This is a genomic window from Streptomyces sp. URMC 123, from assembly GCF_051386515.1.
GTDB lineage: Bacteria > Actinomycetota > Actinomycetes > Streptomycetales > Streptomycetaceae > Streptomyces.
In genome coordinates this window covers 1-24,038 of the sequence record NZ_JBPQTV010000064.1, presented here as the reverse complement: position 1 = coordinate 24,038, position 24,038 = coordinate 1, and the positions used below count along the sequence as shown (strand labels likewise).

Annotated in this window: 21 protein-coding genes; 10 read left to right on the top strand and 11 right to left on the bottom strand. The window is 74.8% G+C overall.

Annotated features, from left to right (window positions below):
- Nucleotides 1–1,909, bottom strand: a 1,909-nt coding sequence (locus ACSNOD_RS10960; protein ID WP_436766641.1) for a TolB family protein, incomplete at its 3' end; no start/stop codon positions are given.
- Nucleotides 1,910–2,082: 173 nt separating this feature from the next.
- A complete protein-coding gene (locus ACSNOD_RS10955) occupies nt 2,083–2,877 on the bottom strand; it encodes a response regulator transcription factor (RefSeq protein WP_436766640.1) in 795 nt (264 codons plus the stop codon).
- 214 nt (nt 2,878–3,091) lie between these two features.
- Here ACSNOD_RS10955 and ACSNOD_RS10950 point away from each other — a divergent pair, with 214 nt between their 5' ends.
- Complete coding sequence (locus ACSNOD_RS10950; RefSeq protein ID WP_436766639.1) at nt 3,092–4,414, top strand: COG1470 family protein; 1,323 nt, start codon at nt 3,092–3,094, stop codon at nt 4,412–4,414.
- A 160-nt stretch (nt 4,415–4,574) separates the two neighbouring features.
- Nucleotides 4,575–5,141 (top strand): hypothetical protein, encoded by a 567-nt coding sequence (locus ACSNOD_RS10945; protein ID WP_436766638.1) that lies wholly within the window; start codon nt 4,575–4,577, stop codon nt 5,139–5,141.
- Between the two features lie 3 nt (nt 5,142–5,144).
- Here the strand turns inward: ACSNOD_RS10945 and ACSNOD_RS10940 are convergent, their stop codons facing one another.
- The gene (locus ACSNOD_RS10940; RefSeq protein ID WP_436766637.1) at nt 5,145–6,362 is read right to left on the bottom strand and encodes a winged helix DNA-binding domain-containing protein; all 1,218 of its coding nucleotides are present in this window, start codon (nt 6,360–6,362) and stop codon (nt 5,145–5,147) included.
- Between the two features lie 73 nt (nt 6,363–6,435).
- Between ACSNOD_RS10940 and ACSNOD_RS10935 the strand changes: the two genes are divergently transcribed.
- A complete protein-coding gene (locus ACSNOD_RS10935; protein ID WP_436766636.1) occupies nt 6,436–7,239 on the top strand; it encodes an aminoglycoside adenylyltransferase domain-containing protein in 804 nt (267 codons plus the stop codon).
- Here ACSNOD_RS10935 and ACSNOD_RS10930 read toward each other — a convergent pair.
- Nucleotides 7,236–8,084 (bottom strand): putative protein N(5)-glutamine methyltransferase, encoded by an 849-nt coding sequence (locus ACSNOD_RS10930; RefSeq protein ID WP_436766635.1) that lies wholly within the window; start codon nt 8,082–8,084, stop codon nt 7,236–7,238. The two genes, ACSNOD_RS10935 and ACSNOD_RS10930, sit on opposite strands and share 4 nt — an antisense overlap.
- 248 nt (nt 8,085–8,332) lie before the next feature.
- Nucleotides 8,333–9,448: an Lrp/AsnC family transcriptional regulator gene (locus tag ACSNOD_RS10925; RefSeq protein ID WP_436766634.1), complete on the bottom strand. Its 1,116-nt coding sequence runs from the start codon at nt 9,446–9,448 to the stop codon at nt 8,333–8,335.
- A 133-nt stretch (nt 9,449–9,581) separates the two neighbouring features.
- Between ACSNOD_RS10925 and ACSNOD_RS10920 the strand changes: the two genes are divergently transcribed.
- A complete protein-coding gene (locus ACSNOD_RS10920; RefSeq protein WP_436766633.1) occupies nt 9,582–11,237 on the top strand; it encodes an MFS transporter in 1,656 nt (551 codons plus the stop codon).
- Here the strand turns inward: ACSNOD_RS10920 and ACSNOD_RS10915 are convergent.
- Nucleotides 11,219–11,827, bottom strand: a complete 609-nt coding sequence (locus ACSNOD_RS10915; RefSeq protein WP_436766632.1) for a hypothetical protein — start codon at nt 11,825–11,827, stop codon at nt 11,219–11,221. The genes ACSNOD_RS10920 and ACSNOD_RS10915 overlap by 19 nt on opposite strands.
- Before the next feature lie 144 nt (nt 11,828–11,971).
- Here ACSNOD_RS10915 and ACSNOD_RS10910 point away from each other — a divergent pair, with 144 nt between their 5' ends.
- The gene (locus ACSNOD_RS10910) at nt 11,972–12,805 is read left to right on the top strand and encodes a maleylpyruvate isomerase family mycothiol-dependent enzyme (protein ID WP_436766631.1); all 834 of its coding nucleotides are present in this window, start codon (nt 11,972–11,974) and stop codon (nt 12,803–12,805) included.
- Between the two features lie 30 nt (nt 12,806–12,835).
- On the opposite strand, the gene ACSNOD_RS10905 is transcribed toward ACSNOD_RS10910, so the two are convergent.
- A complete protein-coding gene (locus ACSNOD_RS10905) occupies nt 12,836–13,738 on the bottom strand; it encodes an alpha/beta hydrolase family protein (protein WP_436766630.1) in 903 nt (300 codons plus the stop codon).
- 461 nt (nt 13,739–14,199) lie between these two features.
- Entirely contained in the window at nt 14,200–14,610 is a 411-nt protein-coding gene (locus ACSNOD_RS10900) for an SRPBCC family protein (RefSeq protein WP_436766629.1), read from the bottom strand.
- Between the two features lie 163 nt (nt 14,611–14,773).
- Here ACSNOD_RS10900 and ACSNOD_RS10895 point away from each other — a divergent pair, with 163 nt between their 5' ends.
- On the top strand, nt 14,774–15,007 hold the full coding sequence (locus ACSNOD_RS10895; protein ID WP_436766628.1) for a hypothetical protein: 234 nt from the start codon (nt 14,774–14,776) through the stop codon (nt 15,005–15,007).
- A gap of 109 nt (nt 15,008–15,116) precedes the next feature.
- Here ACSNOD_RS10895 and ACSNOD_RS10890 read toward each other — a convergent pair whose 3' ends face one another.
- Nucleotides 15,117–16,160 (bottom strand): trypsin-like serine peptidase, encoded by a 1,044-nt coding sequence (locus tag ACSNOD_RS10890; protein WP_436766642.1) that lies wholly within the window; start codon nt 16,158–16,160, stop codon nt 15,117–15,119.
- A gap of 483 nt (nt 16,161–16,643) precedes the next feature.
- Here ACSNOD_RS10890 and ACSNOD_RS10885 point away from each other — a divergent pair, with 483 nt between their 5' ends.
- The 3 genes from ACSNOD_RS10885 (at nt 16,644) to ACSNOD_RS10875 (ending at nt 20,248) form a co-directional block, all read left to right on the top strand.
- Nucleotides 16,644–17,174: a superoxide dismutase family protein gene (locus ACSNOD_RS10885; RefSeq protein WP_436766627.1), complete on the top strand. Its 531-nt coding sequence runs from the start codon at nt 16,644–16,646 to the stop codon at nt 17,172–17,174.
- 189 nt (nt 17,175–17,363) lie between these two features.
- The gene (locus ACSNOD_RS10880) at nt 17,364–18,590 is read left to right on the top strand and encodes a macrolide family glycosyltransferase (RefSeq protein ID WP_436766626.1); all 1,227 of its coding nucleotides are present in this window, start codon (nt 17,364–17,366) and stop codon (nt 18,588–18,590) included.
- Nucleotides 18,587–20,248 carry an alpha/beta fold hydrolase gene (locus ACSNOD_RS10875; RefSeq protein WP_436766625.1) on the top strand — a complete coding sequence of 554 codons (1,662 nt, stop codon included), beginning with the start codon at nt 18,587–18,589 and terminating at the stop codon, nt 20,246–20,248. Before ACSNOD_RS10880 ends, ACSNOD_RS10875 begins: the two co-directional genes overlap by 4 nt.
- Before the next feature lie 4 nt (nt 20,249–20,252).
- On the opposite strand, the gene ACSNOD_RS10870 is transcribed toward ACSNOD_RS10875, so the two are convergent.
- A complete protein-coding gene (locus ACSNOD_RS10870; RefSeq protein WP_436766624.1) occupies nt 20,253–21,140 on the bottom strand; it encodes an NAD(P)-dependent oxidoreductase in 888 nt (295 codons plus the stop codon).
- A 122-nt stretch (nt 21,141–21,262) separates the two neighbouring features.
- Here ACSNOD_RS10870 and ACSNOD_RS10865 point away from each other — a divergent pair, with 122 nt between their 5' ends.
- Nucleotides 21,263–21,862 (top strand): TetR/AcrR family transcriptional regulator, encoded by a 600-nt coding sequence (locus tag ACSNOD_RS10865; protein WP_436766623.1) that lies wholly within the window; start codon nt 21,263–21,265, stop codon nt 21,860–21,862.
- A gap of 95 nt (nt 21,863–21,957) precedes the next feature.
- Here ACSNOD_RS10865 and ACSNOD_RS10860 read toward each other — a convergent pair.
- On the bottom strand, nt 21,958–24,038 hold a 2,081-nt coding region (locus ACSNOD_RS10860; protein WP_436766622.1), incomplete at its 5' end, for a SpoIIE family protein phosphatase.

The following is a 24,038-nucleotide window of genomic DNA, read 5'->3' as shown; positions in this document are numbered from 1 at the left end:
CGTCGCGCGGCTGGAACGGTCCGGTGGTGGAGGTGTCCGGCAGCGGCCGTCCGCAGGCGGCCGGGTCGTCGCGCAGCCCGGCCGGGAGCAGCACCCGGCATCCGTCGCCGGACACCGGGGCGAGCAGGATGCCGTTGCGTTCGTTGGTCCGGCCGCCGCCGTCCTCGCGGTTGAAGGCGATGGTCCGGCCGTCGGGCGAGAACGCCGGGCTGTCGTCGATCACCTGGCAGGTGCCGGGGCAGATCGTGGCGCTCAGATCGCGTTGCCGGTCCAGCGCGCGCACCGGCACGGTCCAGATGTGCTTGTTGCCGCCGGCGCCGTCGATGACGTGGTTGCGGGTGAAGGCGAGGGTGCCGCCGTCCGAGGACCAGGTGGGCTGGGCGTCGCCGCCGGCGGGCTGCCCGGCCGGCGGGCGGATCTCGCCGGTGATCGCCCCGGTGGCGGCGTCGGCGATGAGTATCCGGCCAGGGCCGGAGGCGGGGCCGACGCCACCGGGCGAGGTCCTGGTGAAGGCGAGGTACCGGCCGTCCGGGGAGAACGTCGGGTCGGTGTCCCAGTCCCGGGGCCCGCGCCCGGCCAGCGGCATCGCCCGGGCGTTCGCGCCGTCCGCGTCGGCCAGCCAGATCCGTTCGATCCGCCCGGCCTCGGAGTCCTCGAAGCGGGTCAGCACGATCCGTCTGCCGTCGGGGGTGTAGTTCTGCCGCACGGTCCACGGGTCGAAGCCGGAGGCCGGGTTGAACAGCGGGTCGGCCGCGGGGTCGGTGGTGGTGTCGGCCGCCGGGTCCTCCTTGAGGAGGGGGAGGCCGAGGTCCCGGGGGTCGGCGCCGTCGGGTGCGACGTCCTGGAGGGTGGCGATGTGCCGGGCCGGGGCGCTCGTCCGCGCGACGACGACGGCTCCGCCGGTCAGGGGCCCCAGCCAGGTCGGGGAGTCGATCGACCGGTCCTCGTCCAGCACCAGTTGGGCCTGCTCGGTCGCCCGGTCCACCGCGCGGTAGACGTGGTCGTAGTGCGTGCAGCCGCACCGCTCGTTCGGGCTGAGGAAGACGACCCCGTTCCCGTCCGGCAGCCAGTCGGCCGACCGGGTCTTCCAGTCCGCCTGGGGGCCCGCGAGGAGCGGGCGGTCGGTGCCGCGGCCGTCCGTCACCCGCAGCCGGGGCCCGGTCTCGCCGCCCGCGTCCAGCGTGTAGGCGACGAGGTCGCGGTGGGCGGGGTCGTCGACCGGGTTCCACACCGGCTCGGTCGCGTCGCCGGGCGGCCCGTCGCTGATCCGGGTGGCCGGGCCGCCGGCCAGGGGCCGCGCGTGGATCTGCCGGCCGCGGGCGGGGTCGGCGTCGCTGGCGTACGCGATCCGGGTGCCGTCCGGCGAGATGGTCGGCGAGGTCTCGTCGGCGGGGGTGTCCGTGAGCTTGCGCGCGCCGGACCCGTCGACGCCGACCACCCACAGGTCCCGCTGGGTGCCGCCGCCGGGGCCACCGGGCTCCGCGGAGTCGAACACCACGAGCTTCCCGTCCGGGGAGAGCGCGGGGTGCGCGGCGTCGCGGTCGGTGGTCACCCGGCGCACCGCGCCGCTCGCCTCGCGCAGATACACCTGCGGGCGGGCGCTGTCGCGCAGCGCGGTGAAGACCAGCAGGTCCGCGCGGGCGGACGGCTGCTGGTCGAAGTGGGCGGGCCCCGCGCCGAACAGCGGCTCGCTCTCGTCGGTGCGCGTCACCCGGCCCAGGCTCCGGTGCTCCGTGCCCGCGAAGACGATCCGCCCGCCGGCGGGCGCGGCCTCCGCGGCGACGGCGCGCGCCGGTGCGGCGGCCGGCCCGGGTGCGGTGCCGACCGCCGCCAGGGGAAGCAGCAGCACCACGGCGGCGGCCAGTCTGCCCAGCCGGGGCCGCGCTGCCGGGCCAGCGGTGCCGATCACGGTCCACCTCGCAGTCGGGGAGCGGTTGCTGTGCGGTTCCTTCGCGAACGAGCCTCACGGGGCCGGGCCGGGGAGTACAGGCCGGGAGTACCCGGGCCGGGGGAAGGCGCCACTGCTCTTTCGGGCAACGGCGCCCGCCGCCGGGTGACCCGGGGCGCGGAGGAGCCGTACGGCTAGATGAGCCCGTGGCGCATGGCGTACCCGACCGCGTGGGCCCGGTTGCGCAGTTGGAGGCGGGTGGTGACCTCGTGCAGCACGTTCTTGACCGTGCGCTCCGAGTACGACGTCTTCTGCGCGATCTCCACGGTGTCGAAGCCCTCCGCCACCAGCCGCAGCATGTCCGCCTCGCGTGCCGTCAGGGTGGAGAGCGTCAGCCCCCGGGGGTCGAGCACGGTCCGCTGGAGGCTGCTGACGTGGTCGAGCAGCCGGCCCAGCAGGTCGCCCGGGAGCACACCCTCGCCGTTGGCCATGGCCGTGATGAGGTGTACGAGCCGGTCCTGATCGGCCTCCGCGCGCCGCAGCACGGCGGCGACCCCGCACTCGATCATCGTCTGGAGCGCGCCCGTCTCGAAGAAGCCCACGACCAGCCCGGTGCGGGTGGCGGTGTCGCGCTGGAGCCGCCGCAGCAGTCGCACGGCGGACTCGCCCACGGTGTCGACCACCACCAGGGAGACCTCCGCCCGGTCGGCGTCGGCGTCCGGGAGCAGCTCCACCTCCGGGCGCTGCCGTAACTGCTGGACGACGCCGGCGTGCAGGATCAGGTCCTCCGCGTACACGGCCACCGGGATTCTGGCCCGCTCGGCCCGCTCGGCCCGCTCGGACCGCTCGGTGCGCTCCGTGCGCTCGGCCCGCTGGGCCTTTCCCGCCCCCGCGGCGGACTCGGCGGCGGCCGTCCGCGCGCTCGCCCCGCGCCCCCGCTCCCGTACCGCCGGCGTGGTGGACGTGCGCGTCTCATCGATGAAGGTCATTGCTCCGTACCCGTCTCTTCGAATTCCGTCGGCCGCGAGGTCCGTGCCGGGCCCGGCCCCCGCCGTCACCGGCGGGGGCCCCGCCCGCCCGAGGGCAGCGCGATGGTGTACCGCTGGGCACCGCGACTGCCCGCTCGTTGCCCCCTTCGACCCTCGCGTTACGCGCGTCGGCCGCCCTAGGTTCACTGCTGTGACCTCTTCTGCCGAATTGAGAATGCCGACCGTGACGGTGTCGCCCGGCGGCGAGGCGACGACGACCCTGAGCGTGCGGAACGACAGCGACATCGTCGAGGCCTACACCCTCGAGGTCGTGGGCGACTGCGCCGCGTGGAGCACCGTCGAACCGGCGCGCGTCTCCCTCTACCCCGGCACCTCCGAGACGGTGACGGTGCGGCTCGCCCCGCCCCGGTCCCCCGACATTCGCGCCGGAGAGGTCCCGCTGGGGGTCCGCGTCCTGCCCGCGGAGCACCCGGAGTCGGTGGCCGTGTCGGAGACCACCGTGCACATCGAGCCCTTCCTGGAGCTCCGCACGGAGCTCCAGCCCCGGCGCCGGCGCGGCTGGCTGGCCGCGCGCTACCGCCTCGCGGTGCGCAACGAGGGCAATACGGCGATCGACGTCGAGCCGGCCGGCAAACAGCCGGGCGAGGAGCTGAAGTTCGGCTTCACCCCTCAGCGGCGGCGCCTGGAGCCGGGGGAATCCGCCGAGACGGGCCTGCGGGTACGGGCCCCCGGGCTCATCTGGTTCGGCACGCCGACGACATGGCCCTTCGAGCTCGATGTCACCGCGACCGGTGACGGCGTACCGGAGGCCGACCCGCTGGACCGGCGCCGGCCGCTGGACGGCGAGTTCGTGCAGGTGCCGGTGCTGCCGAGGTGGCTGCTGGCCGTGCTCGCCGCGCTCCTCGCGCTGCTGATCGCCTGGTTCGCGCTGGTCCGCCCGGCCGTCCGCAGCACCGCCCAGCAGGCCGCGACCGAGGCCGCGCGGGAGAGGGAGGCCGGCGGCGCCGAGCAGCAGGGGGACCGGGCGGGGGCGCCGGGCGGCGGGTCCGGCGGGCAGGGCCGGACCGGTGGCCAGGGGCAGGGCCAGGGACAGGAGGCCACGGCCGGCACGGGCACCGGGCCGGGCACCGGCGGCGGCCCGGGAGCGGACGGCGGGCCCGGCACGGTCCCCGGGAGCGGCCAGCAGAGTTCATCGACGATCGACGTCCAGACGGACGGCGGGGCGCGGAAGGTGGGGACCTACCAGGTCCCGGCCGGAAAGGTCTTCGGCATCACCGACCTCGTGGTCGCCAACTTCCAGGGCGACGAGGGTCTGTTGACCCTCACCTTCGGGGACAGCAAGGTCACCACCATCGCGCTGGAGACCTTCCGCAACCAGGACTACCACTGGGTCACTCCCATCAAGGTGACCGAGAACGCCACCGTCACCGCGGCCGTCACCTGTGCCAAGCCGGGCACTCCGGCCACCGGGCGGCAGGCGTCCGGCTGCCATCAAGTGGTGAACCTCAGCGGTGTGCTCAGCGACCTCAAGCGGTGAGGCGCACATCGGGTCCCCGTGTTCCTCTCTCCCCTCCCCCGGCGGCAGCGGAGAGGGAAACACGGGACGCTCCGACAATCGCGTTCGAACCCTCGCCGGAAGGAGGGGAGTCGGCACCGCGCGCGTTGGCGCCACCGCCGGGCGTGGGCAGCCTCCGGCCATGAGGAAACTCGCCCTGTTCGCCACGTCCTTGTTGATGGCGTGCACGCTCTCGCCCGCCGGAGCCGGGCCCGCGTCCGCGTCCCCCGCCGTCCCCGGTGGCGGTGGAGCGGTCACCGCGCCCGGTGGCGGTACGGGGGTCGCCGCGCCGGCCGACACCGCCCCCCGTACCACGAAGTCCTGCTCGAATCCGGTGGGGTTGCCGCTCTCGGAGACCTTCACCCCGTCGACGACCGTCACGATGTACTCGCTGCCCTTCCACGCGGCCGCGGGCCGGACGATCACCATCGATGTCGCGGCGGAGCTGGACGACCCCTCCGCCAACCCGTCCCTGGGCACGATCGGCGTGGAGGTGCACCAGTGCTGCGCGGTGCGCGACTCCGAGATCATGCCGCAGGTGGTGGGACCGATCGGCCCCGCCGGCAGGCCCGCGCACACGCGTCGCACCGTCACGCTCAGCGACAGGTGCACCATCCCCACCCGCTTCGGTGAGGAGTTCGTCTACTACCTGCGGCTGCGCATCAGCGACAGCGCCGACGCCGTACGCCTGTCGTACTCGGTGAGCTGACCATCAGGCCCGGCCCGGCCCGGCGTGGGGCCCGGGCCGGGCCAGGTGCTGTCGTGCGGCGGCGAGACGGCGTTCGAGGGGGGTGCGGAAGCGGGGGGTGACACGCGTGCCCGCGAGCAGGGCCTCCAGGCGGGCGGCCGCCTCCTCGATCGCCGTGGTGCCCTGCCGGCCGATGTCGTCCAGCAGGCGCCAGGCGATCGTGCCGTCGGGGCGCGTGGCCCAGGCCCCGGCGATGCGGCCGTTCCACCACAGCGTGGGGCCGATGTTGCCGTTGCGGTCGAAGAGTTCCTCCTTGTGGTGGGCGGGGAGGTAGTGGTCGCGCTCCTTCCACCCCATGGGCGTGGGATCGAGGGCCGGCAGCAGCGCGGCCCACGGCTCCGGCTCCGCCACCGGGTCGGCGTCGGCGGGCAGCAGCCATCCCGTCCGGCCGTCGTCGAGATCGGCGGCCAGGGCCCGGTTGGCGGCCAGGGCGGCCCGCACGGCGGTGACGGTCCAGCCGGTCCACCAGACGATGTCCGCCTCGGTGGCGGGGCCGAACGCGGCGAGATACGCGCGGACCAGCTCCGTACGGCCGTCGGCCGGGGACAGCGGGGCGTGCGGGGCGGCCGGCGCCCAGGTGTACTGGCCCGAGGTCCAGGAGCCGAGGGGCCGCCCGCGGACGACCGTGCCCTCCACGCCCATGACCCGCAGCAGCCGCGCCCCGATCGACTGCTGCGTCTCGTACGGCTTGCCGGGTGAGACGGTGACGGTGCGGCGCAGGGCGGGGACGCGGGCACCGAGCTGGGCGCCGCTGAGGCTGCCGTGTTCGGCGAGGGCGTCGAGCACGGCGCGTTCGGCGTCGGCGAGGAGTTCCGGGGTGAAGCCGCCGCGGGCGGCGAAGGCGAGCAGGGAGCGGCGCTCGGTGGCGGCGGCCTTGTCGCTCATGGCCGCCTGCACGGCGGGGGCGAGGTGGTCCGGGACCACGAAGAGGGTGTGGCGCATGCCGTGCATGCGCACCAGCGAACGGTCCTCGTACAGCGCCCGCTCCACCGCCTCGACGCGCGGGTCCGCCAGCCGCGCCAGGGCGGAGAGGTGGACGGTGGCCGGGTCGGTGGAGTGCAGGGCCACCACCGCCTCGGCGACCTGCTCGGGGGTGCGGGCGCGGGCGCCGGGGGCGAGCAGATGGCGGACGGCGAGGCGGTGGCGGCGCTGAGCGGCGGTGATACGAGGGCGGGCGGGCATGCGTCCAGCGTGGCACCCCTTGCGGACATCCGCTGTCCTCGGACCCGCTCCGAGCGGTGGCTAGTCTGACGTGATGGACGAATCGATCGCCCCGATCCTGGAGCATCTGGACCGGGAGAACCCCGGGGACGTGGTCGGCGCCTACCTCTACGGCTCCACCGCGGCCGCGTCGGGGCCGCGTCCGGACAGCGACATCGACCTGCTCGTGCTCACCCGTCGCTCGCTGACCGCGGCCGAGCGGGCCGCGCTGGTCTCGCTGCTGCTGGGCGTCTCCGGATGGCGCGGTCACGCCGCGCGCTTCCCCGACGCGGCGCACCGGCGGCCCATCGAGCTGACCGGCATCGTCGTCGACGACATCAGCCCGTTGACCGACACGCCCCGGCGCGACGTCCAGTACGGCGAGTGGCTTCGCGACGACCTCGCCCGCGGCCACCTTCCGCAGCCCACGAGCGATCCCGACACCCTCGTCCTGCTGGCCACGGTTCACTCGGCGCACCGCGTGCTGCGCGGCCCCGCGTTCGGTGACGTGGTCGCCCCCGTCCCGCCCGAGCTGCTCAGGAACGCGCTCCTCGCCGTCGTCCCGGACCTCGTGGCCGGGATCGAAGGCGATGAGCGCAATGCCCTCCTCACCCTGGCCCGCGTCCTCGTCACGCTCGACACCGGCCGGATCGTCTCCAAGGACGCCGCCGCCGAGGCGATCGCGCGGACGCTCACGACACCCGAGCGCGAGCTGCTGGAGCGTGCCAGGGCGGGCTACCTCGGCACGACCGCCGACGACTGGACCGGTCTCACCTCGCGGGTTGCCGCCCTGGCCCGCACCCTCGCGGCCCGCGCGAGCGGCGCAGCCGAAGGGCGCCGTTCCCGGGCCGATTCCTAGGGTGTGGGGTTCGTGCCGATGACGACCGTGGCGTACCACTCCTCGGACTCCGCCACCCGCGGCACGAGCCCCCCGCCGCCGAGGACGTCGACGGCGAGCGGCGCCTGGCGCTCGCTCGTCTCGCACAGCAGGTGTCCGCCCGGCGCCAGCCACCGGGAGGCCGCGGCGGTCACCCGGCGCAGGACGTCGAGCCCGTCGGCGCCGCCGTCCAGGGCCACCCGCGCCTCGTGGGCACGGGCCTCCGCGGGGAGCAACTCGATCTCCCCCGTGGGCACGTACGGCACATTGGCGAGCAGGATGTCGATCCGGCCGCGCAGCGCGGCGGGCAGCGGCTCGTAGAGGTCGCCCTCGTACACCCGGCCGCCGACGGCGGCGACATTGCGGCGCGCGCACCGCACCGCGGCGGGGTCGATGTCGGCGGCGTGGAGCTCGGCCCGGTCCACGGTCGCGGCCAGGGCCGCGCCCAGCGCGCCCGAGCCGCAGCACAGGTCGACGACGACGGCGCCCGGCCGGGCGAGCGCGGCGGCCCGCTCCACGAGGAACTCGGTGCGGCGGCGCGGCACGAAGACCCCGGGGTCGACGGCCAGGCGCAGACCGTGGAACTCGGCCCAGCCCAGGACGTGTTCGAGGGGCAGCCCCTCGACGCGCCGGTCCACCATGGCGGCGAGCTCGTCGGGGGTGCGGGCCGTGGCGAGGAGCAGCCGCGCCTCGTCCTCGGCGAAGACACAGCCGGCGGCGCGGAGCCGGGTCACGACGAGCGACTCGGGCAGGAGCGGCGCGGCGGACGCGCGGGACCCGGAGGACGAAGAAGAGGGGGACAGCGGGGAGAACGGGTCGTTCGACATGAGAGACGAGAGCCTTTCGGGATGCCTGAGGGCGCTCCCGCGGCGGTCACCTATGCCCGGTGGGCCGCACGGCTGTGGGAGGGGAGCACCCGACCTGCGCTTGCGGTAATGGGTCCCACCTCCTCGGTCGATGATCGATCACTGCTCGAACGGCATCACTGTACCCCAGGCCGGGCGGGCCGTTGACCGACGCCCGCGTGAAAGAGCGCCGGTCAGAGGCGCGTTCGGCCGTGAGCCCCCGCACCCGCTCAGCCCTCGGAGCGCGTGGCGTGCCAGAGCGGCCCCGGGCCCTTGAGCGTGCGGTGCACCGGGGCGGTGCTGAAGTGCCGCACGCCCGGCAGGGCGGCGACCGCCCCGGTGACATAGCGGTAGAAGGCCGTGGCGTCGGAGGTGATGGCGCTGGCGTAGATGTTGTCCGTGCCGGTGGTCGCGGCCGCGAAGGAGACCTCCGGGTGGCCGGCCAGGGCGGCGCCCGCCGCGGCGAGGTGGCGGGGCTCCACCTCCAGCCACAGCACCGCCCGGAACCCGTGGTGCAGCACGCGCGGATGGAAGTCGACGTCGAAGTAGAGCGCGCCGGCCGCCCGGAGCTCCGCCATGCGGCGCCGCACGGTGGTCTGCGACCAGCCGGTGGCCGCCGCGAGTTCACCGATGGGCGCCCGCCCGTCCACGCCGAGCGCGTCCAGCAGCCGCCGGTCCCCCTCGTCGAGCGGGTACGGGGCCCGGGGCGCCGGCCCGCTCCGGTCGAGCGCGTCCTCCGGGGTGAGCGCGGCGACCTGCTCGGGCGTCAGCGGGCCGGTCTTGGTGATCGGGCTGAGGTCCCGGCCGAAGAAGACGTGGAGCAGGCAGTGCGCGGACATGTCGACGACACGGGGCGTGCGCGGCAGCTTTCGCAGCAGCAACTCGTCGCCGCCCCGGCCGTACGGCTGGGCCACGCAGGTGATCTCGGTGCCGCCGGAGTTGAGGCTGACCCAGCTGGTGTCCGGACGCCGGGCGAGCGCCTCGCCGACGGAGGCCGCCGCGTCCGGCGTGCAGCGCAGCCGCACGAACCAGGGGGTCTCGCCGACGCGCAGCGGGTCGACCAGCCCGAGCACGCGCAGAGTGCTGCTCGAGCGCAGCCGGGTGTAGTGGCGGGCGACCGTCTGATCGGACACGCCCAGCACCTCGGCGATCTTCCGGAAGGAGGCCCGGCCGTCGATCTGGAGGGCGTGGGCGAGCCGCCGGTCCTGTTCGTCGAGGGACAGCAGGAAGGCGCCCGCCTCGCGGGACGGCGTGTCGGGGCCCGGCGCGCCGCCGGCCGCCGGGCCCGGTGCGTCGGACGGTCGGGGGGCGAGCGGCGGCGGGTCCGGCGTCATGTCGGGATTCACCACACCGAGGCTAGAACATGTCGAATATCGCCACCGAGAGGCGCCTGGCTGTGTCGTCCCCGCGCCGTCGGCCGACCCTTCCGTATCGGCGGCGGACCTTCCGCCGCACGACTGGAACGAAGGATTTCACTCCATGCGCAAGTGGTGGCCCCTGGTGGCCGTCTCCCTCGGCGCCTTCATCCTGCTGGTGGACGTCACGATCGTGAACGTCGCGCTGCCGCAGATGGCGGAGGGCCTGGACGCCGGTTTCTCCTCGCTGCAATGGGTGATCGACGCCTACTCGCTGGCGCTGGCCGCGCTGCTGCTGGCCGCCGGGTCGCTGGCCGACCTGTTCGGCCGGCGCCGACTGTACGTCTACGGGCTCGTGGTCTTCGCCGCGGCCTCGCTCGTCTGCGCGCTGGCCCCCAACGCCGGGACGCTGGTGGCCGCGCGGGCGGCCCAGGGCGTGGGCGGTGCCGCGATGTTCGCCACCTCGGCGGCCCTGCTCGGCGCCACGTACCACGGCCGCGACCGCGGCACCGCCTTCGGCGTCTGGGGCGCGGTGAACGGCGGTGCGGCCGCGGCCGGCCCGGTGCTGGGCGGGCTGCTCGCCGAGCACGTCGGCTGGCAGGCGATCTTCCTGGTGAACCTGCCGATCGCGGCGGGCGCGGTGCTGCTGACGCTGCGGGTGCTGCCCGTGGACCCGGCCCGGGCCGGGTCGTGGCGGGGCCGGGTGGACGTGCCCGGCGCGGTGACGTTCACGCTTGCCGCGGCGGCCCTCACCTACGGGCTGATCCGGGGCGGCGAGGCCGGCTGGTCCCGGCCGGTGACGCTGGGCGCGTTCGCCGTCGCGGCGCTGTCCCTGGTGGCATTCCTCCTGGTGGAGCGGGGCCGGGAGCGCCGCGGCGGCGAGCCGATGCTGGATCTGGCGCTGATGCGCCGGCCCTCGTTCGCCGGGCTGATGAGCGGCGCCCTGCTGCTCCAGGGCGGGGCGTTCGGCTGCCTGGTGCTGGTCTCCCTGTGGCTCCAGTCCGTGCTGGGGCACGGCCCGGTGGCGAGCGGCCTGGCGCTGACGCCGCTGGCGGCGACGTCGTTCGTGGTCTCGGCGGTGGCCGGCCGCCACCTCCAGCGGCTGCGCCCCCATCTGCCGATCGGGATCGGGCTGCTCGGCATCGCGCTCGGGATGCTGCTGCTCTCCGGCGCGGTGTCGACGAGCTCCGGCGCGTCGGCGCTGGTGGCGGGGTTGTGCGTGGTGGGCGCCGGGGTGGGCCTGGCCACGCCGGTGCTGGTGTCCGCGGCGATGGGCACGGTGCCGCCGCGGCGGATGGGCATGGCCGGCGGGGCCGTCAACACCTTTCGCCAGCTGGGCATGACGCTGGCCATCGCCGTGTTCGGGGCGGTGTTCACCGGCCGCGTCGAGGGCGTGCTGGCCGGGGCCGACACCGTACGGGACCCGGAGTCGGCGGCGTCGATGCTGGCCGGCGGCCAGGCCCAGCAGCTGGTGGCCACGGCGCCGGCCGAGGGGCGGGGCGCGGTCGAACAGCTCGTGCACCACGCCTTCGCGGCCGGCCTGGACCGGGTCTTCCTGTGCTCGGCGCTGGCCGCGGCGGTGGGTGGCGTGCTGGTGCTCGCCCTGGTCCGCCCGTCGGCGCCGACGGGCCCGGGATCGCCGGCCGGCGGTACGGCGGAGGGCCGCGGCCCGGCCACGGCGTCGGACGGCCCGGCCACGGCGTCGAGCGGTCCGGTCGCGGCGTCGTACGGGCAGGGCCCGGCGCGCCCCGCCGCGGGGGCTCAGCGCCCGGCGACGTAGGCCACGCACGCGACGACCTGTGCGGCGAACAGGAACGCCGCGCCGCCGGCGACCCGCACCAGCAGCGGCAGATAGCGCCTGCCGTGCGCGTTGCGGTCGGCGGCGGCGCGCGCCACCAGGACGACCGGGGCGAGGACGACCGTGTGGGCCACGAACCAGGCCAGATGGAACAGGGGCTCGAACGGCGCGAGCAGCACGTACGGCAGGCCGAGCAGGAGCACGACGGCCACCGCCAGCACGAGGTGCACGCCAAGGCACCAGTACCAGGTGTCCTTCCGGCCGAAGCGGCGGGCGGTGAAGCGGGACGCGATCAGGGTGACGAGCGCCATGGGGGCGGCCACGAGGTTCAGCAGGACCGCGCCCACGACGCCGTAGGCGAGGCCGCCGACCAGGCCCACGGCGGACGCGCTCAGGACCTGTCCGACGTCGTCGAGATTCCCCCGCACGTCCAGCAGGAAGGAACTGCTCGATCCGAGGACCGCCTCCACCAGCAGCGTGGCCGCCGCCGCCCACAGCGCGGCGGGCGCGCCCGCCGCGACACCGGTCTTCGCGGGCCGGCGCGTTCCGCCGCTCGCCTCGGTCACCGTCATGGTTCCTCCCCGTGATCGGCCCCATTGTGGTGCGGGCCGTGGGCCGCGCCGACACCGGGGTGGATCACTCGGCGAAGTGCCCGCGCGGGCACGGGAATCGGCGAACGGCCCCGCCCGGAGGGCGGCCGCGGGCAGAGTGAAGCCATGGACTATGTCTCCCACTTCCGCCGTGAGGTCCAGGCGTTCGAGGCCGCGGCCCGCCGCGCGGCCGAGGCGGAGAGGGCGCCCCTGGTGCCCTCCTGCCCCGACTGGTCGGTCACCGACCTCGTCGGGCACCTGGGCGGTGTCCAGCGCTTCGTGGCCCACATCGTCCGGGAACGGCTGCAGCAGCCACCGGACACCGTGGCGAACCTGATCGCCCGGACGCCGTCCGCCGACCTGGACGTCGGCTTCCTCGCCCTCCCCGCGGACCGCTCCGGCTGGCCGGAGTCGCCGGAGGGGGCACCGCACCGCGAGCCCGTGCCGGCCAGCCTGATCGACTGGTTCGCGGACGGGGCGGCCGCGCTGGCGGAGCAGTTCACGAGCGCCGGCCCGGACGTGCCGGTGTGGACCTTCGGCGAGGAGCGCACCACCGGGTTCTGGCAGCGGATTCAAGCCATCGAGGCGGCCGTGCACCGCTGGGACGCCGAGAGCGCGCTCGGGGCGCCCCGGCCGTTCGCCGCCGACCTCGCGGAGGACGTCGTCACCCACACCTTCGAGGTCATGGCGCCGGCCCGGCGGGCCTGGACCCAGGCCCCGCCCGGCGCGGGCGAGCGCTTCCGGTTCCGCCGCACCGACGGCACTCGCGGCTGGACGGTGCACTTCGAGGGCGCGGAGGTCCGGCTGACGGACGGCACCGGCCCGTACGACGTCGAGCTGGCCGGTACCGCCTCCGACCTGGCGCTGTTCCTCTGGCAGCGGCTGCCCGCCGACCGCCTAGAGGTCACGGGCGACCGGAAGGTCCTCGACCGCTACTTCACCCTCGTTCCGCCGGTCTGACACCGCCGCGCATCAGCGGGTGACCGCGTGTCACTTCCTGAAGACGGTCACCTCCGGGTAGGCCGGGGCGGGCCGGTCGAAGAGGGAAGTGGGCCGGTCCCGCAGGTGCTGGTCCAGGAAGGCGGCGACGTACGCGCGGGTCAGCGCCGTCGTGCGCTCGCCCCGGAGCGTGCCGAAGACCGGCCCGGTCTCCTCCGGCGGGATCTGATGGCTGACATCGAAGTGGTCGGCGACCCAGTGGAGGTCGCAGAACGACAGATGCCCCGCGTCGGGCAGGTCGAGCCAGCGCCGCCAGCCGGCCAGGCGCGTCCAGCGCTCGTCCCAGGTGACCTGCGCCTGGGGGTCCTTGGCCCGGGCCGCGCCGAGCAGCAGCACCGGCCGGGTGACGGGGGTGGTGGGCGGCGGCGTGAGGAAGTCGCCGTCCATGTTCACGGCCGCGTCCACGCGCGGGTCCTCGCCCAGGGCCTCGACCGCGGCGGCGCCGCCGATGGAGTGCCCGGCCACGGCGATGCGGTCGCGGTCGACGGGCAGGCCGCTGTCGGGCGCCGTCAGCCGGTCGAGCAGGAAGGAGATGTCCTTCACGCGGTTCCGGACGACAGCGGCGTGGTCCGCTTTCTCGCAGATCAGACACTGTTCGAGGGTGCCGTCGGGGAATTCCACGGGGCCCTCGTACGTGTGGTCGAGGGCGGCCACCAGATAGCCGCGGGCGGCCAGGTCCTCGCCCAGGGCGGTCAGCGTCGCACGGCTGAGCCCGAAGCCGGGCGACAGCACGACCAGCGGCCGGGGCGCGGGCAGCGCGGGGGCGTCGACGGTGGAGTTCGTGCGGACGGTGCTCAGCTCGTCCTTGCCGTGGATGGCGGTGGAGAGCTCCTTCGACACATAGGGGGCCTTGGCGGCGGACGGCAGCAGGGCCGGGTACCAGAGGGAGACCATCAGCCGGCGGTTGCCCGCCGCCGGCTTCCACGGGTCGGGCCGGGAGGTGTCCGTCAGCTGGAGGGTCCGGGTCCCGACCGGCTGGGTGCCGTGGGGGGCCGGCAGCCGGGGGCCGGTGGCCTGGGGGTCGGTCCCGGGATCGGATGGGGGGCGGGCCTGGAGGTCCGCCCGGGGGGCTGCCTGAAGGTCGGCCCGGGGCCTGCCTGCGGGTCCGCCTGCGGGCCCGCCGCCACCGCGGCCGGCGCGCCGGCGGTGAGCAGCAGCGCCGTCAGAAGAGTCAGCCGTACGGCGGTGGGCCGTAACGAGATGGTTGGCATGGCCATACGTTATGGCGCGGGGGTGCGAGGGGGCGTCAACCCTCGGTTTGACCTTGGCGCTCCGTGGCGCTCCGTACGTGCGCCGTCCGTGAGCCCGGTGGCCGCCGGCCCGGTGCTCCCGAGGACCGTCAGCCCGTCAGCCCGTCAGCCCGCCGATTCGACGCGCATCCGGACCTGTTCGGCGAGCCGCTCCAGGCTGTCGTCGAGCGCGGCCTGGACGACGTCGTCGGGAGGAGCGTGGCTGCCGTCGAAGAACGAGAGGTGGACGGTGACCTCGCTGGCGCCGCTGCCGATGCCGGCCACCTGCAGCCAGCCCGCGTACCGGCCGTCGTCGCGCGTGCCCCATTCGAGGCGGAGCTGGTCGGGGTGGGCCGCGAAGAGGCCGCGGGCGTCCTCGTCCGTACGGTCCTCGTGGACGGTGACGGCGGGCGGTTCCTCGGCGCGGACATGCAGGTCGCGGGGCAGCCAGCGGTCCATCAGGTTCACATCGGCCGCCTGGTCGAAGACCAGCTCGGGCAGGGCCGGCATGGTCCTGGACCGCTCGAACTCGCTCATCGTGTCGTCGCTCCTCGCTGGGCTCGGCAGTGACATCACCTCGACGTCATCCCCGGTGTGCCCGGAGCGCGGCGGTGCTATCTGGCCGCCCCGCAGGATCACTCGTTCGCCGGGCCGGGCAGCCGGCCCACGGACAAGATCCAATCCGCCTATAGTCACCCGTATGAGTGAGACGGCCGAGGACGCGGCGCCGATGCGGCTCTGGGCGAAGGTGACGGTCGCCGTGGTGTGCGGGGCGGCCACCGCGGGGCTGCTGTGGTGGCTGATCCGGTCCCTGGGCTGGCACGGCTTCGGGATCGCCTGGCTGTCCGCGAAGATCACCCTGAAGGCGGCGGCGCTCGGAGCGGCCGGCCTGACCGCCCTCACGGTGTGGCTGCGGAAGCGCCGCAAGGCGTAGGCGCGGACGCCGACCCTCCCGCAGGGCGAGCTCATCGGCGCCCCGGCGCGTCAGGAGGAGGCCGGGGCGGTGGGCCCCGGCCTCGGTGCGGTTCGGTTCCGGCGCGACGTCAGTTCGTCGCCTGGGCTCGCTCGTAGAGAGCCTTGGCGTCGTCGCCGAAGTACGGGCCGAACATCCTGTTGGGCAGGAAGGTGTAGCCGAAGCTGTTGACCGAGGTCTGCAGGCCGGTGCCGGTGGCCTCGTCGAACGAGGCGAACCACGGGCCGCCGCTGGACCCGCCGGTCATGTTGCAGCCCATCGCGTGGTCGTTGGTGAGCAGGAAGTCCTTCGTGGTGTTCCCGCTGCAGTGGATGAGCTTCGTGCCGTCGTACGGGGCGGCCGCGGGGAACCCGAAGGCGTACATCGGCTTGTTGTAGCCGCCGTTGAACTGCAGCCCCTGGGCCCCGACCACCTCGGTGAGCTTCTTGCCGCCCACGGGGCCGACGACGGCCGCGCCGATGTCGAAGTTGATCTCCTCGCGGTCCGCCCACTGGGGCGTGGCCAGTGTCGTGGTCGCCGTCCACGTGCCGTACGGCGTCTGGCCGTCCCGATAGGCCGGGACGAACGCCCAGTTGGTGTGCCAGCTGCCCTGGTACTTGAGGCAGTGCCCGGCGGTGATCACCGTGCTGGCGTTGCGGCTGGTGACCGCGTTGCCCGAGCAGGAGGCGGTGCGGCCCTGGAAGGTGAAGAACACCCGGCCGGAGGTCTTGACCACGGCGCCCCCGCCCGTCCAGGGGCCGCCGGCCTGCGGGAAGGCGGCCGAGCGGGAGGAGCGCGAGGAGGTCGGCGACGAGGCCGACGGCCGTGAGGCGGGCGGCGCGTCCGCCGCCGGGCCGGTGGGCGCGACCGTGGTCGTGCCGCCCTCGGAGGACGGCGCCGGGCCCCGCCGGTCGCGCGGCTGCGCGACGAGACGGTCGAACGGGGTGGCCGTACGCATGCGTTCGGGCGTCCAGAAGTCGCGGACCCGCTGCTGCTCGGCGGCGAGAGTGTGGGGGCGTCTCACGCATACTCCTTCTGCCGAGGCCACGCGCGAAGGGTGCGGCGCGGGCCGTGGGGGCCGGACCGCGATACGGGTCCGGGCAGACGAGCGGTGCGGATCGGGTACGTCAGGCAGAGTGCCACGGGTCGCGTCGGACTGACAGGGGCGCGTCAAAACGCGGCGTACGGGGGTGGGTGGCCGCGGCGACCGCTGTACTGACCGGCCCACGCTGAGCGGCTTGGGCCGAACGGCGCGGCGGAACCTCGCCGTTGATCGGGGCGCGGGGCCTGGGGCACGGGACTCGGGGCGCGTACGGAGATGGCGCGCGCCGGGCCGGAGGCTTCCCCGCGCCGGCCCGGGAGCACGGTATGGCCGGATACCCGGTAGCCAACCGCCGCCGCGAGCACGAATGATGCGAACCGGCGACCTCCGCCCCCGTACGGCCGCCCGCCGGCCGCCGCCCTCGTACGCCGAGCCGCCTCGTACGCCGAGCCGTGGCGTCGTGGCGTCGTCGAGCCGTCGAGCGTCGAGCCGTCGAAGGGCCAAGGTCGCCGACCCGCGCACCGCATGAGAACCGGCCCGACGAGCCGTCTCCGAGAGGTGGACATGTCCCTGGCGATGACTGCTCTGGCTGCCTCCCTGGCCGTGACCGCGACCCTGGGGGCGCCGGCCCCCGATGTCCTGGTCCAGGAGCGGTTCGGGGCCTCGCCCCGCACCGCCATCACCTATGACACGCGATCGATCCCGATCGGCAGCCGGGTCGTGGTCCTGGAGCGCCGCGAACCCGATGGCGGGACGAGCGTCGCCCTGTGGCTGGAGGGGGTCCAGCCGCTGCGTACGTTCGGCGCCCACGTCCACCAGAAGCCGTGCGGGCCGCGGCCGGCGGACTCCGGGCCGCACTACCAGCACGTGAAGGACCCGGTGCAGCCCTCGACCGACCCGGCGTACGCCAACCCGCGCAACGAGGTGTGGCTGGACCTCACCACGGACGACCGGGGCGAGGGCGGCGCGCTGTCCTCCGTGCGGTGGCGGTTCCGTCCCGGCGAGGCCCGCTCGGTGGTCGTGCACGAGCACGCCACGCAGACCCACCCCGGCCACGCCGGAACCGCGGGCGCGCGGCTGGCCTGCGTCAACGTGCCGTTCATCTGACCCGTCAGGGCCTTTTCCACCGGCCCGCGGACCGCTCCCGCCAGCAGGACGCGGGCCCGGCGCGTTGTACCGATCGGGTGAGGTGCGCCCACCGGCGACACCGTGGCACCGTCGTGTCTCGTTACACCCCAGTGATCTTCGCCACCCCGCCCGGCGGGGTGGCGTCCACTGAGGCCAGGAGAGCGACCGATGCCCGTTTCGTCCATTCCCGCGCAGGCAGCCCGGCCCGGCAGCGCCCCTCACCGACATGTCGCGGTGTTCAACGTGCCGCAGGCGGGTCACGTACTGCCCACCCTGGCGGTGGTCGAGCAGCTGGTGCGGCGTGGCCATCGCGTCAGCTACGCGGTCACGGCACAGTTCGAGCGGCACGTACGCGCGGCGGGCGCCACGCCGGTCCTGTACGAGGCGGCGGACCAGGGTGAGGCACCGGAGGACCTGGTGCTGGGCGTCGCCCAGGCGATCGGGCTCAACCTGGGCGCCGTGGAGGCGCTCGGCGCGGCGTTCGCGGACGACCGGCCGGACGTCGTGCTGTACGACGTCTATGCCTGGGCCGGGCCACTGCTGGCGAGCAGGTGGGGCGTGCCGACGATCCACTTGTCTCCTTCCCACGTGCCGTACGAGGGGGTCCTGGAGGAGATGTTCGGCCTTGACGACGTCTCGCGTTTCCCCGGATTCGCCGGCCTGGCGGCGGCCCTGACCGCTCACGGCTGCGCCGTCGGCGTGCACGAGCTGACCCTGGCGCCCGAGCGGGTCGTGGCCTTTCTGCCCCGGGCGTTCCAGCGGCGGCCGGAGACGGTGCGGGCGAAGGAGTGCCACTACGTCGGCCCGGCGCTGGCCGACCGGTCGTTCCAGGGGAGCTGGCGCCGGCCGGAGACGGGGCGCGAGGTCGTGTACGTCTCGCTCGGCTCGCAGTTCACCCGGCGGCCGGACTTCTACCGGTCGTGCGTCGAGGCGTTCCGGGGGACGGACCACCACGTGGTCATGACGGTGGGCCAGGGCGTGGACCCGGCCGAGCTGGGGGAGCTGCCCGCCAACGTCGAGGTGCATGTCAGCGTGCCCCAGCTGGACGTGCTCGCGGCTGCCTCCGTCTTCGTCACCCACGCGGGGATGGGCAGCACGATGGAGGCGCTGGCCCACGGCGTGCCCCTGGTCGCCGTGCCGCAGATGGCCGAGCAGCGCGTCAACGCCACCCAGATCGAACGGCTCGGCCTGGGAGTCCACCTGCCGCGCGAGGAGGTGACCGGCCAGTCCCTGCGGGAGGCGGTGCGGCGGGTGGCCGCGGACGCGGACATCGCCGCCGGTGTCGCCGCGATGCGCCAGGCGATCGACGAGGCGGGCGGCGCCGCCGCGGCGGCCGACGTCGTCGACGCGGTCCTGGCGGGCCTCCCGGCCCCCGTGGGGCAGGAAGCGCCGTGACGCGACGCGACGCCCCGCACCGGAGGCGCGGTGCGCTGCGGCGCCTGCTGGTCGTCGCCTCGGCGGTGCTGACCGCCGCGCCCCTGTACGCGCAGCCCGCCGCCGCGTCACCCGGCCCGCGGCCGGGCGACGCGGTATCGCGGGACGCCGCATCGTCGGACGCGGCCGAGGCCGATGTCTCCATGGAGAGGGTCCGCGTACGCGCCGTCGACCACGTGGAGCTGGACACCCGCGTGTACCGCCCGCTCACCCCCGGGCCGCGCCCCCTTCTCGTCGTGCCCGGCGCGTGGTTCTCCCTCCCGCACGACACGCTCGCGCACCGTCGCCGCCTGCGCGACCTCGCCGCGTCCGGGTACGTGGTCGTGAGCTACGAGCCGCGCGGCTTCAGAACATCGGGCGGACATGTCGACATGGCCGGGCCGAGGGACGTCGCCGACGTCTCCCGGATGATCGACTGGGCGCTCGCCCACACGGCCGCCGACCCGGACGCGATCGGGCTGTTCGCCTCCTCCTACGGGGCCGCCGTCGCCCTCAACGCGGCGGCCGCCGACCCCCGGGTGAAGGCGGTCGCGGCCCTGAGCCCCTGGACCGATCTCCGCGCGACGTCCTGGCACAACGGCGTACGGGCGACGACCATGGGTACCTTCCAGGAACTCATCGGCCGGCTCAACGGCCGGCTCAGCGAGGAGACGGCCGCCGCCTACACCCATCTGCACACCGGCAGCCACGCGTCCGACGCCTGGGCGAGGGTCCGCTCGCCCCACACCCACCTTCCGGCGCTCAACGCCCACCGCACGGCGGTCCTCCTGGTCAACGAGTGGGACGACCCCCTCGTCCCGGCCGGCCAGACCGGAGCCTTCCTCGACGCCCTGCGGGGCCCGAAGCGGCTGTTCATGATGCCCGGCGGCCACGGCGACAGCACCAGCCCGGCCTCGGACCTGGTGAAGCCGACCGGCCTCTGGCAGGAGGCGGCCCGCTGGCTGGACCGGCACGTACGGGGACACGCGCCGGCCCGCGCGGCGCGGGGTCCCGTACGGCATCCCGTCGTGACGGTACGGCCCCGCACCGGCGGCCCGGACGAGCACTACGCGAGCTGGTCCGAGCTGCACCGCGCGACGCGAGCCGTCCGCCTCGTCGAACCGCGGCAGGCACCCACGGCGTACACGCTGGTGGCCGGGGTTCCCTCGGCGGCGGAGTCCGGCCCGCCGGTCGTCGCCGGAATGCTCGACGGGTTCGCGGTGCGGCAGGCCACCTCGCCGCACGTGCTCCTGCCCCCGGCGGCCGCCGTATGGACCAGCGCACCGTTCGGCGAGCGGCAACGGCTGCGCGGCGCACCGGTCGTCACCGTACGGCTCGCGTCGACCGCCGCTCGGGGAAGCGTCGTCGCCCACCTCTACGACGTCGACGGGGGCGGATCGGCGCGGCTGATCACACACGCTCCCGCCGCCTTCGCGGGGCGCCCGCCGGGCCGCGACGTCACCTTGCGCATCCCCCTGACCGCGACGGCCTGGGACGTTCCGGCCGGCCACCGGCTCGCCGTCGTGATCGACACCGTCGATCACCGGTACGCGGCGGAGAACCCGCTCGGGGCGCGCATCCGCCTCGACGCCGCGGCCACCCGGCTCAGCGCGCCGATCACCCGGCACGGCCGGCGGTGACGGCTCACGCCCCCGCCTTCTCCTTCTTCATCAGTTCCAGCAGGCTGGAGAAGCTGTCCGCCGCGTGGCCGGCCGCCATGCCGCGGCGGAAGAGGTCGACGATTGCGGCCGGCAGGGCCGTGTCGACGCCCGCGTCGGCGTTGGTGTGCAGCACGTGCTCCACGCTGGCCATGCCCATGGCGAGGCGGTCCACGTCACCGGCGTGCACGCCCGCGTCGACGCGCTCGGCGTAGAACGAGAGGAAGCCCGGCAGCGAGTTCATGGTGTCGATGGCGTGCGGCAGGATGTCCGACGCCGTGAGGCCGTTCGCGTCGGCCAGGGCGACGGCCTGCCAGTAGCTCAGCATGGAGGTCCAGAACATCACCATGCCGATCTGGTAGAAGAGCGCGGCCGCCCCGGGGTCCTCGCCCCGGTAGTCGGTCCCGCCGGTGATGACGGCGAGCACGGGCCGGTGCTTCTCGAAGACCTCGCGCGGGCCGCTGTAGAAGGTGGCCGACTCGGCCTGTCCTATCCCGGAGGGCGGCGTGGTGACGCCACCGGTGAGCTGGACGGCCCCGCGCTCGGCGACCCAGCGGGCGGCCTCCCGGGCCTTGGCCGGGGTGTCGGAGCTGAGGTTGACCAGGACCCGGCCGGCCAGCGCGGCCTCGGCGGGCTCCAGTACGGCGTACATCGCGTCGTAGTCGGTGAGGCTGAGGATCACGAGCTCATTGGCGCCGAGCGCCTTCTCGACGCTCGGCGCGAGGATCGCGCCGCGGGCGACCAGGGCGTCCGCGCGGGACGCCGTGCGGTTCCAGACGGTGACCTCGTACCCCCGGTCGAGCAGGGCGCCGACCATCGCCCGACCCATGGGGCCGAGTCCGATGACGGTGACCGATCGCTGCGTGCCGTTCATGTGTGAGACCTCCATGGTCCTTGTTCGAACTCCTAAAACGAACGCTCTACTCAGTGCGTGGACAGAACGTAGCACAGCTCTGGAACGAACGCTCTAACCAATCACCGGGTAAGGTGGCCGCCATGCAGACCAGCACCCGGGACCGGATCGTCGTCGCCGCCTCACGCCTGCTCCAGCGGCAGGGCTATGTCGGAACGGGCATCAAGCAGATCGCCCGGGAGGCGGACGCCACCCTGGGCTCCGTCTACCACTTCTTCCCCGGCGGCAAGGAAGCCGTCGCCGTGGCCGCGATCAAGTACAGCGACGAGGTCTTCGCGGCCGTCCTGCGCGCCGCGCTGGACAGCGAGGACGACCCGGCCGAGGCGATCGACGCCTGTGCCCGGCAGCTCGCCGACGAGCTGCGGGAGTCGGGCTGGATCGAGGGCTGCCCGGTGACGGCGGCGGCGCTGGAGACCCTGGGCACCGACTCCGAGATCCAGCAGGCGTGCGCGGACGCGCTGCGCAACTGGGAGCGGCTGGTCTCCGACAAGCTGCTGCGCTGCGGCTTCGCGGCGCGGGACGCGCGGGAGCTGGCGACCACGGTCATCGGCGCCCTGGAGGGCGCCGAGGTGACGGCCCAGGTCCGGCGCAGCGAGGAGCCGCTGCGCGTGGTCGGCCGGCAGCTGGCCCGCCTGGTCGGCTCGTACGCGCCGGCGCGCCCGTCGGCGGCCGGGGCGCCCTGACGCCGGGCGGCCGATGCCGCGGGGGGGGCAATGCCGCGCGTGACCGATGCCGCGTCGGGCCGATTACGCGTCGGGGCGATCACGCGTCGGGTCGATCAGGCGTGGGCGTGCTGCACGCGGGCGATCAGCAGCGCCACGTCGTCGTGGTCGTCCATGCCCCGCAGATGGTGCAGGAGCCGGTCGCAGGTCGCCTCCAGGGTCCGGCCGGGGTCGTCGAGCAGGCGCAGCAGCTCGTTGAGGCGTACGTCGATGGCCTCGTCGCGGGTCTCCACCAGGCCGTCGGTGTAGAGCACGAGCTGCTCCCCGGGGCCGAGACTCACGACGGTGGTGTCGAAGGAGACGCCCCCGACGCCCAGGGGCACCCCCGTGGGCAGATCGAGCAGCTCGGCGGGGTGGCCGGGGCGTACGCGCACGGGCGGCAGATGCCCGGCGGTGGAGATGCGGCACTCGTGGCGATGGGGGTCGTAGACGGCGTAGACGCAGGTGGCCGTGGACTGTTCGAGCCCGGTGGCGCTGCGGTCGACGTGGCACAGCAGCTCGGCGGGGTCGAGGTCGAGGTCGGCCAGCCCGCGCGTGGTGTTGCGCAGCTGGCCCATGGTGGCGGCGGCCGTGATGCCGCTGCCCATGACGTCACCGACGACGAGCGCGGTCTTGTCGCCGGCCAGCGGGATGACGTCGAACCAGTCGCCGCCGACCTCGCTGGCGACGCCGGCCGGCTGGTAGCGGTAGGCGATCTCCAGGCCCGGCTGGGGCGGCGGGTGCTGGGGCAGCAGCGAGCGCTGGAGGGTGAGAGCGGTGTCGCGCTCGCGCTGGTACCAGCGGGCATTGTCGATGGAGACCGCGGCGCGGTTGGCCAGCTCGCCGGCGAGGACGAGATCGTCGTCGTCGAAGGGCAGCGGATTGCGTATCCGCTTCAGATCGAGGGCGCCGAGGACGTTGCCGCGGGCGATGAGCGGGACGGCGAGATAGGAGTGGACGCCGGCGCGGGCCAGGAGGGCGGCGGCTTCGGCGTTGCGGGCGATGTGCGGCAGGTCGCCGGCGGCGACCCGGGGCACGAGGACCGGGGTGCCGGTGGTCACGCACTGGGTGACCAGCCGGTCGGCCTCGTAGGAGGCCAGGTCGCCGACGGGGTCGGCGGCGCGGATGGCCTCGGTCGGGTGGGCCGCCGCGACGGCCAGGGCGCGGAACAGCGTCGGCCGCGAGGGCAGGGTGCCGGGCGCGCTGGGGCTGCTGAGCGCGGTGTCGAGGATGTCGACGGCGGCGAGGTCGGCCAGGTCGGGGACCACGATGTCGGCGAGCTCCCGGGCGGTCTGCCCGAGGTCGAGCGTGGTGCCGATGAGCACGGACGCGTCGGCGATCATGGCGAGGCGCTGTCGGGCGTGCGCGGCCTCGGCCGCCGCGCGGTAGCGGTCGCTGACGTCGACGACGGAGGTGGCCAGCCCCAGCACCGCGCCGTTGGCCGCCTCCAGCCGGTAGTACGACACGGACCAGGCGCGATCGCGCTCGGGGTCGGCCGGGGTGCGGCCGACGACGCTCTGGTCGACCAGCGGCACGCCGGTCTCCAGCACCTGGCGCAGCGCCGCTTCGATCGCCGCCACGTCGACGTGCCGCAGGACGTCGCCGATGCGGCGCCCCGTGTGCTCGGCGGCCGGTACGCCGTTGATGCGCTCCAGCGCCGGGTTGATCGTGATGTAGCGCAGCTCGGTGTCCAGGACCGCCAGGCCGATGGGCGACTGCGAGACCAGGCGCGTGGACAGCGAGAGCTCGCGTTCGACGCGGCGCAGGATCGACTGGTCGGTGGCGAGCCCCAGCGCGTAGAAGTCGCCGCTCTGGCCGCGCAGCCGCATGTTGCGGAACTCCAGCAGCCGGCTGGAGCCGTCCTTGTGCCGGATGGGGAAGACTCCGGCCCAGCTCTGTCCGCGCTCCATGACCTGCGCGAAGAGGTCGACGACCATCTCCAGGTGCTCCTCGTGCACCAGGAGGCGGGCGGCGTACCGGCCCAGGGCCTCGTCCGCGCTGTAGCCGAACAGCTCCTCGGCCTGGGGGCTCCACAGCACGACCCGGCCCCGCGGGTCGAGGACCACCGCCGCCACGTTCAGCACGTCCAGCAGGCCGCCGGGGCCGGCGGAGGCGCCCGGCGCGGGGGCCTCCGCCGCGGAGGAGCCGGCGGCGGAGG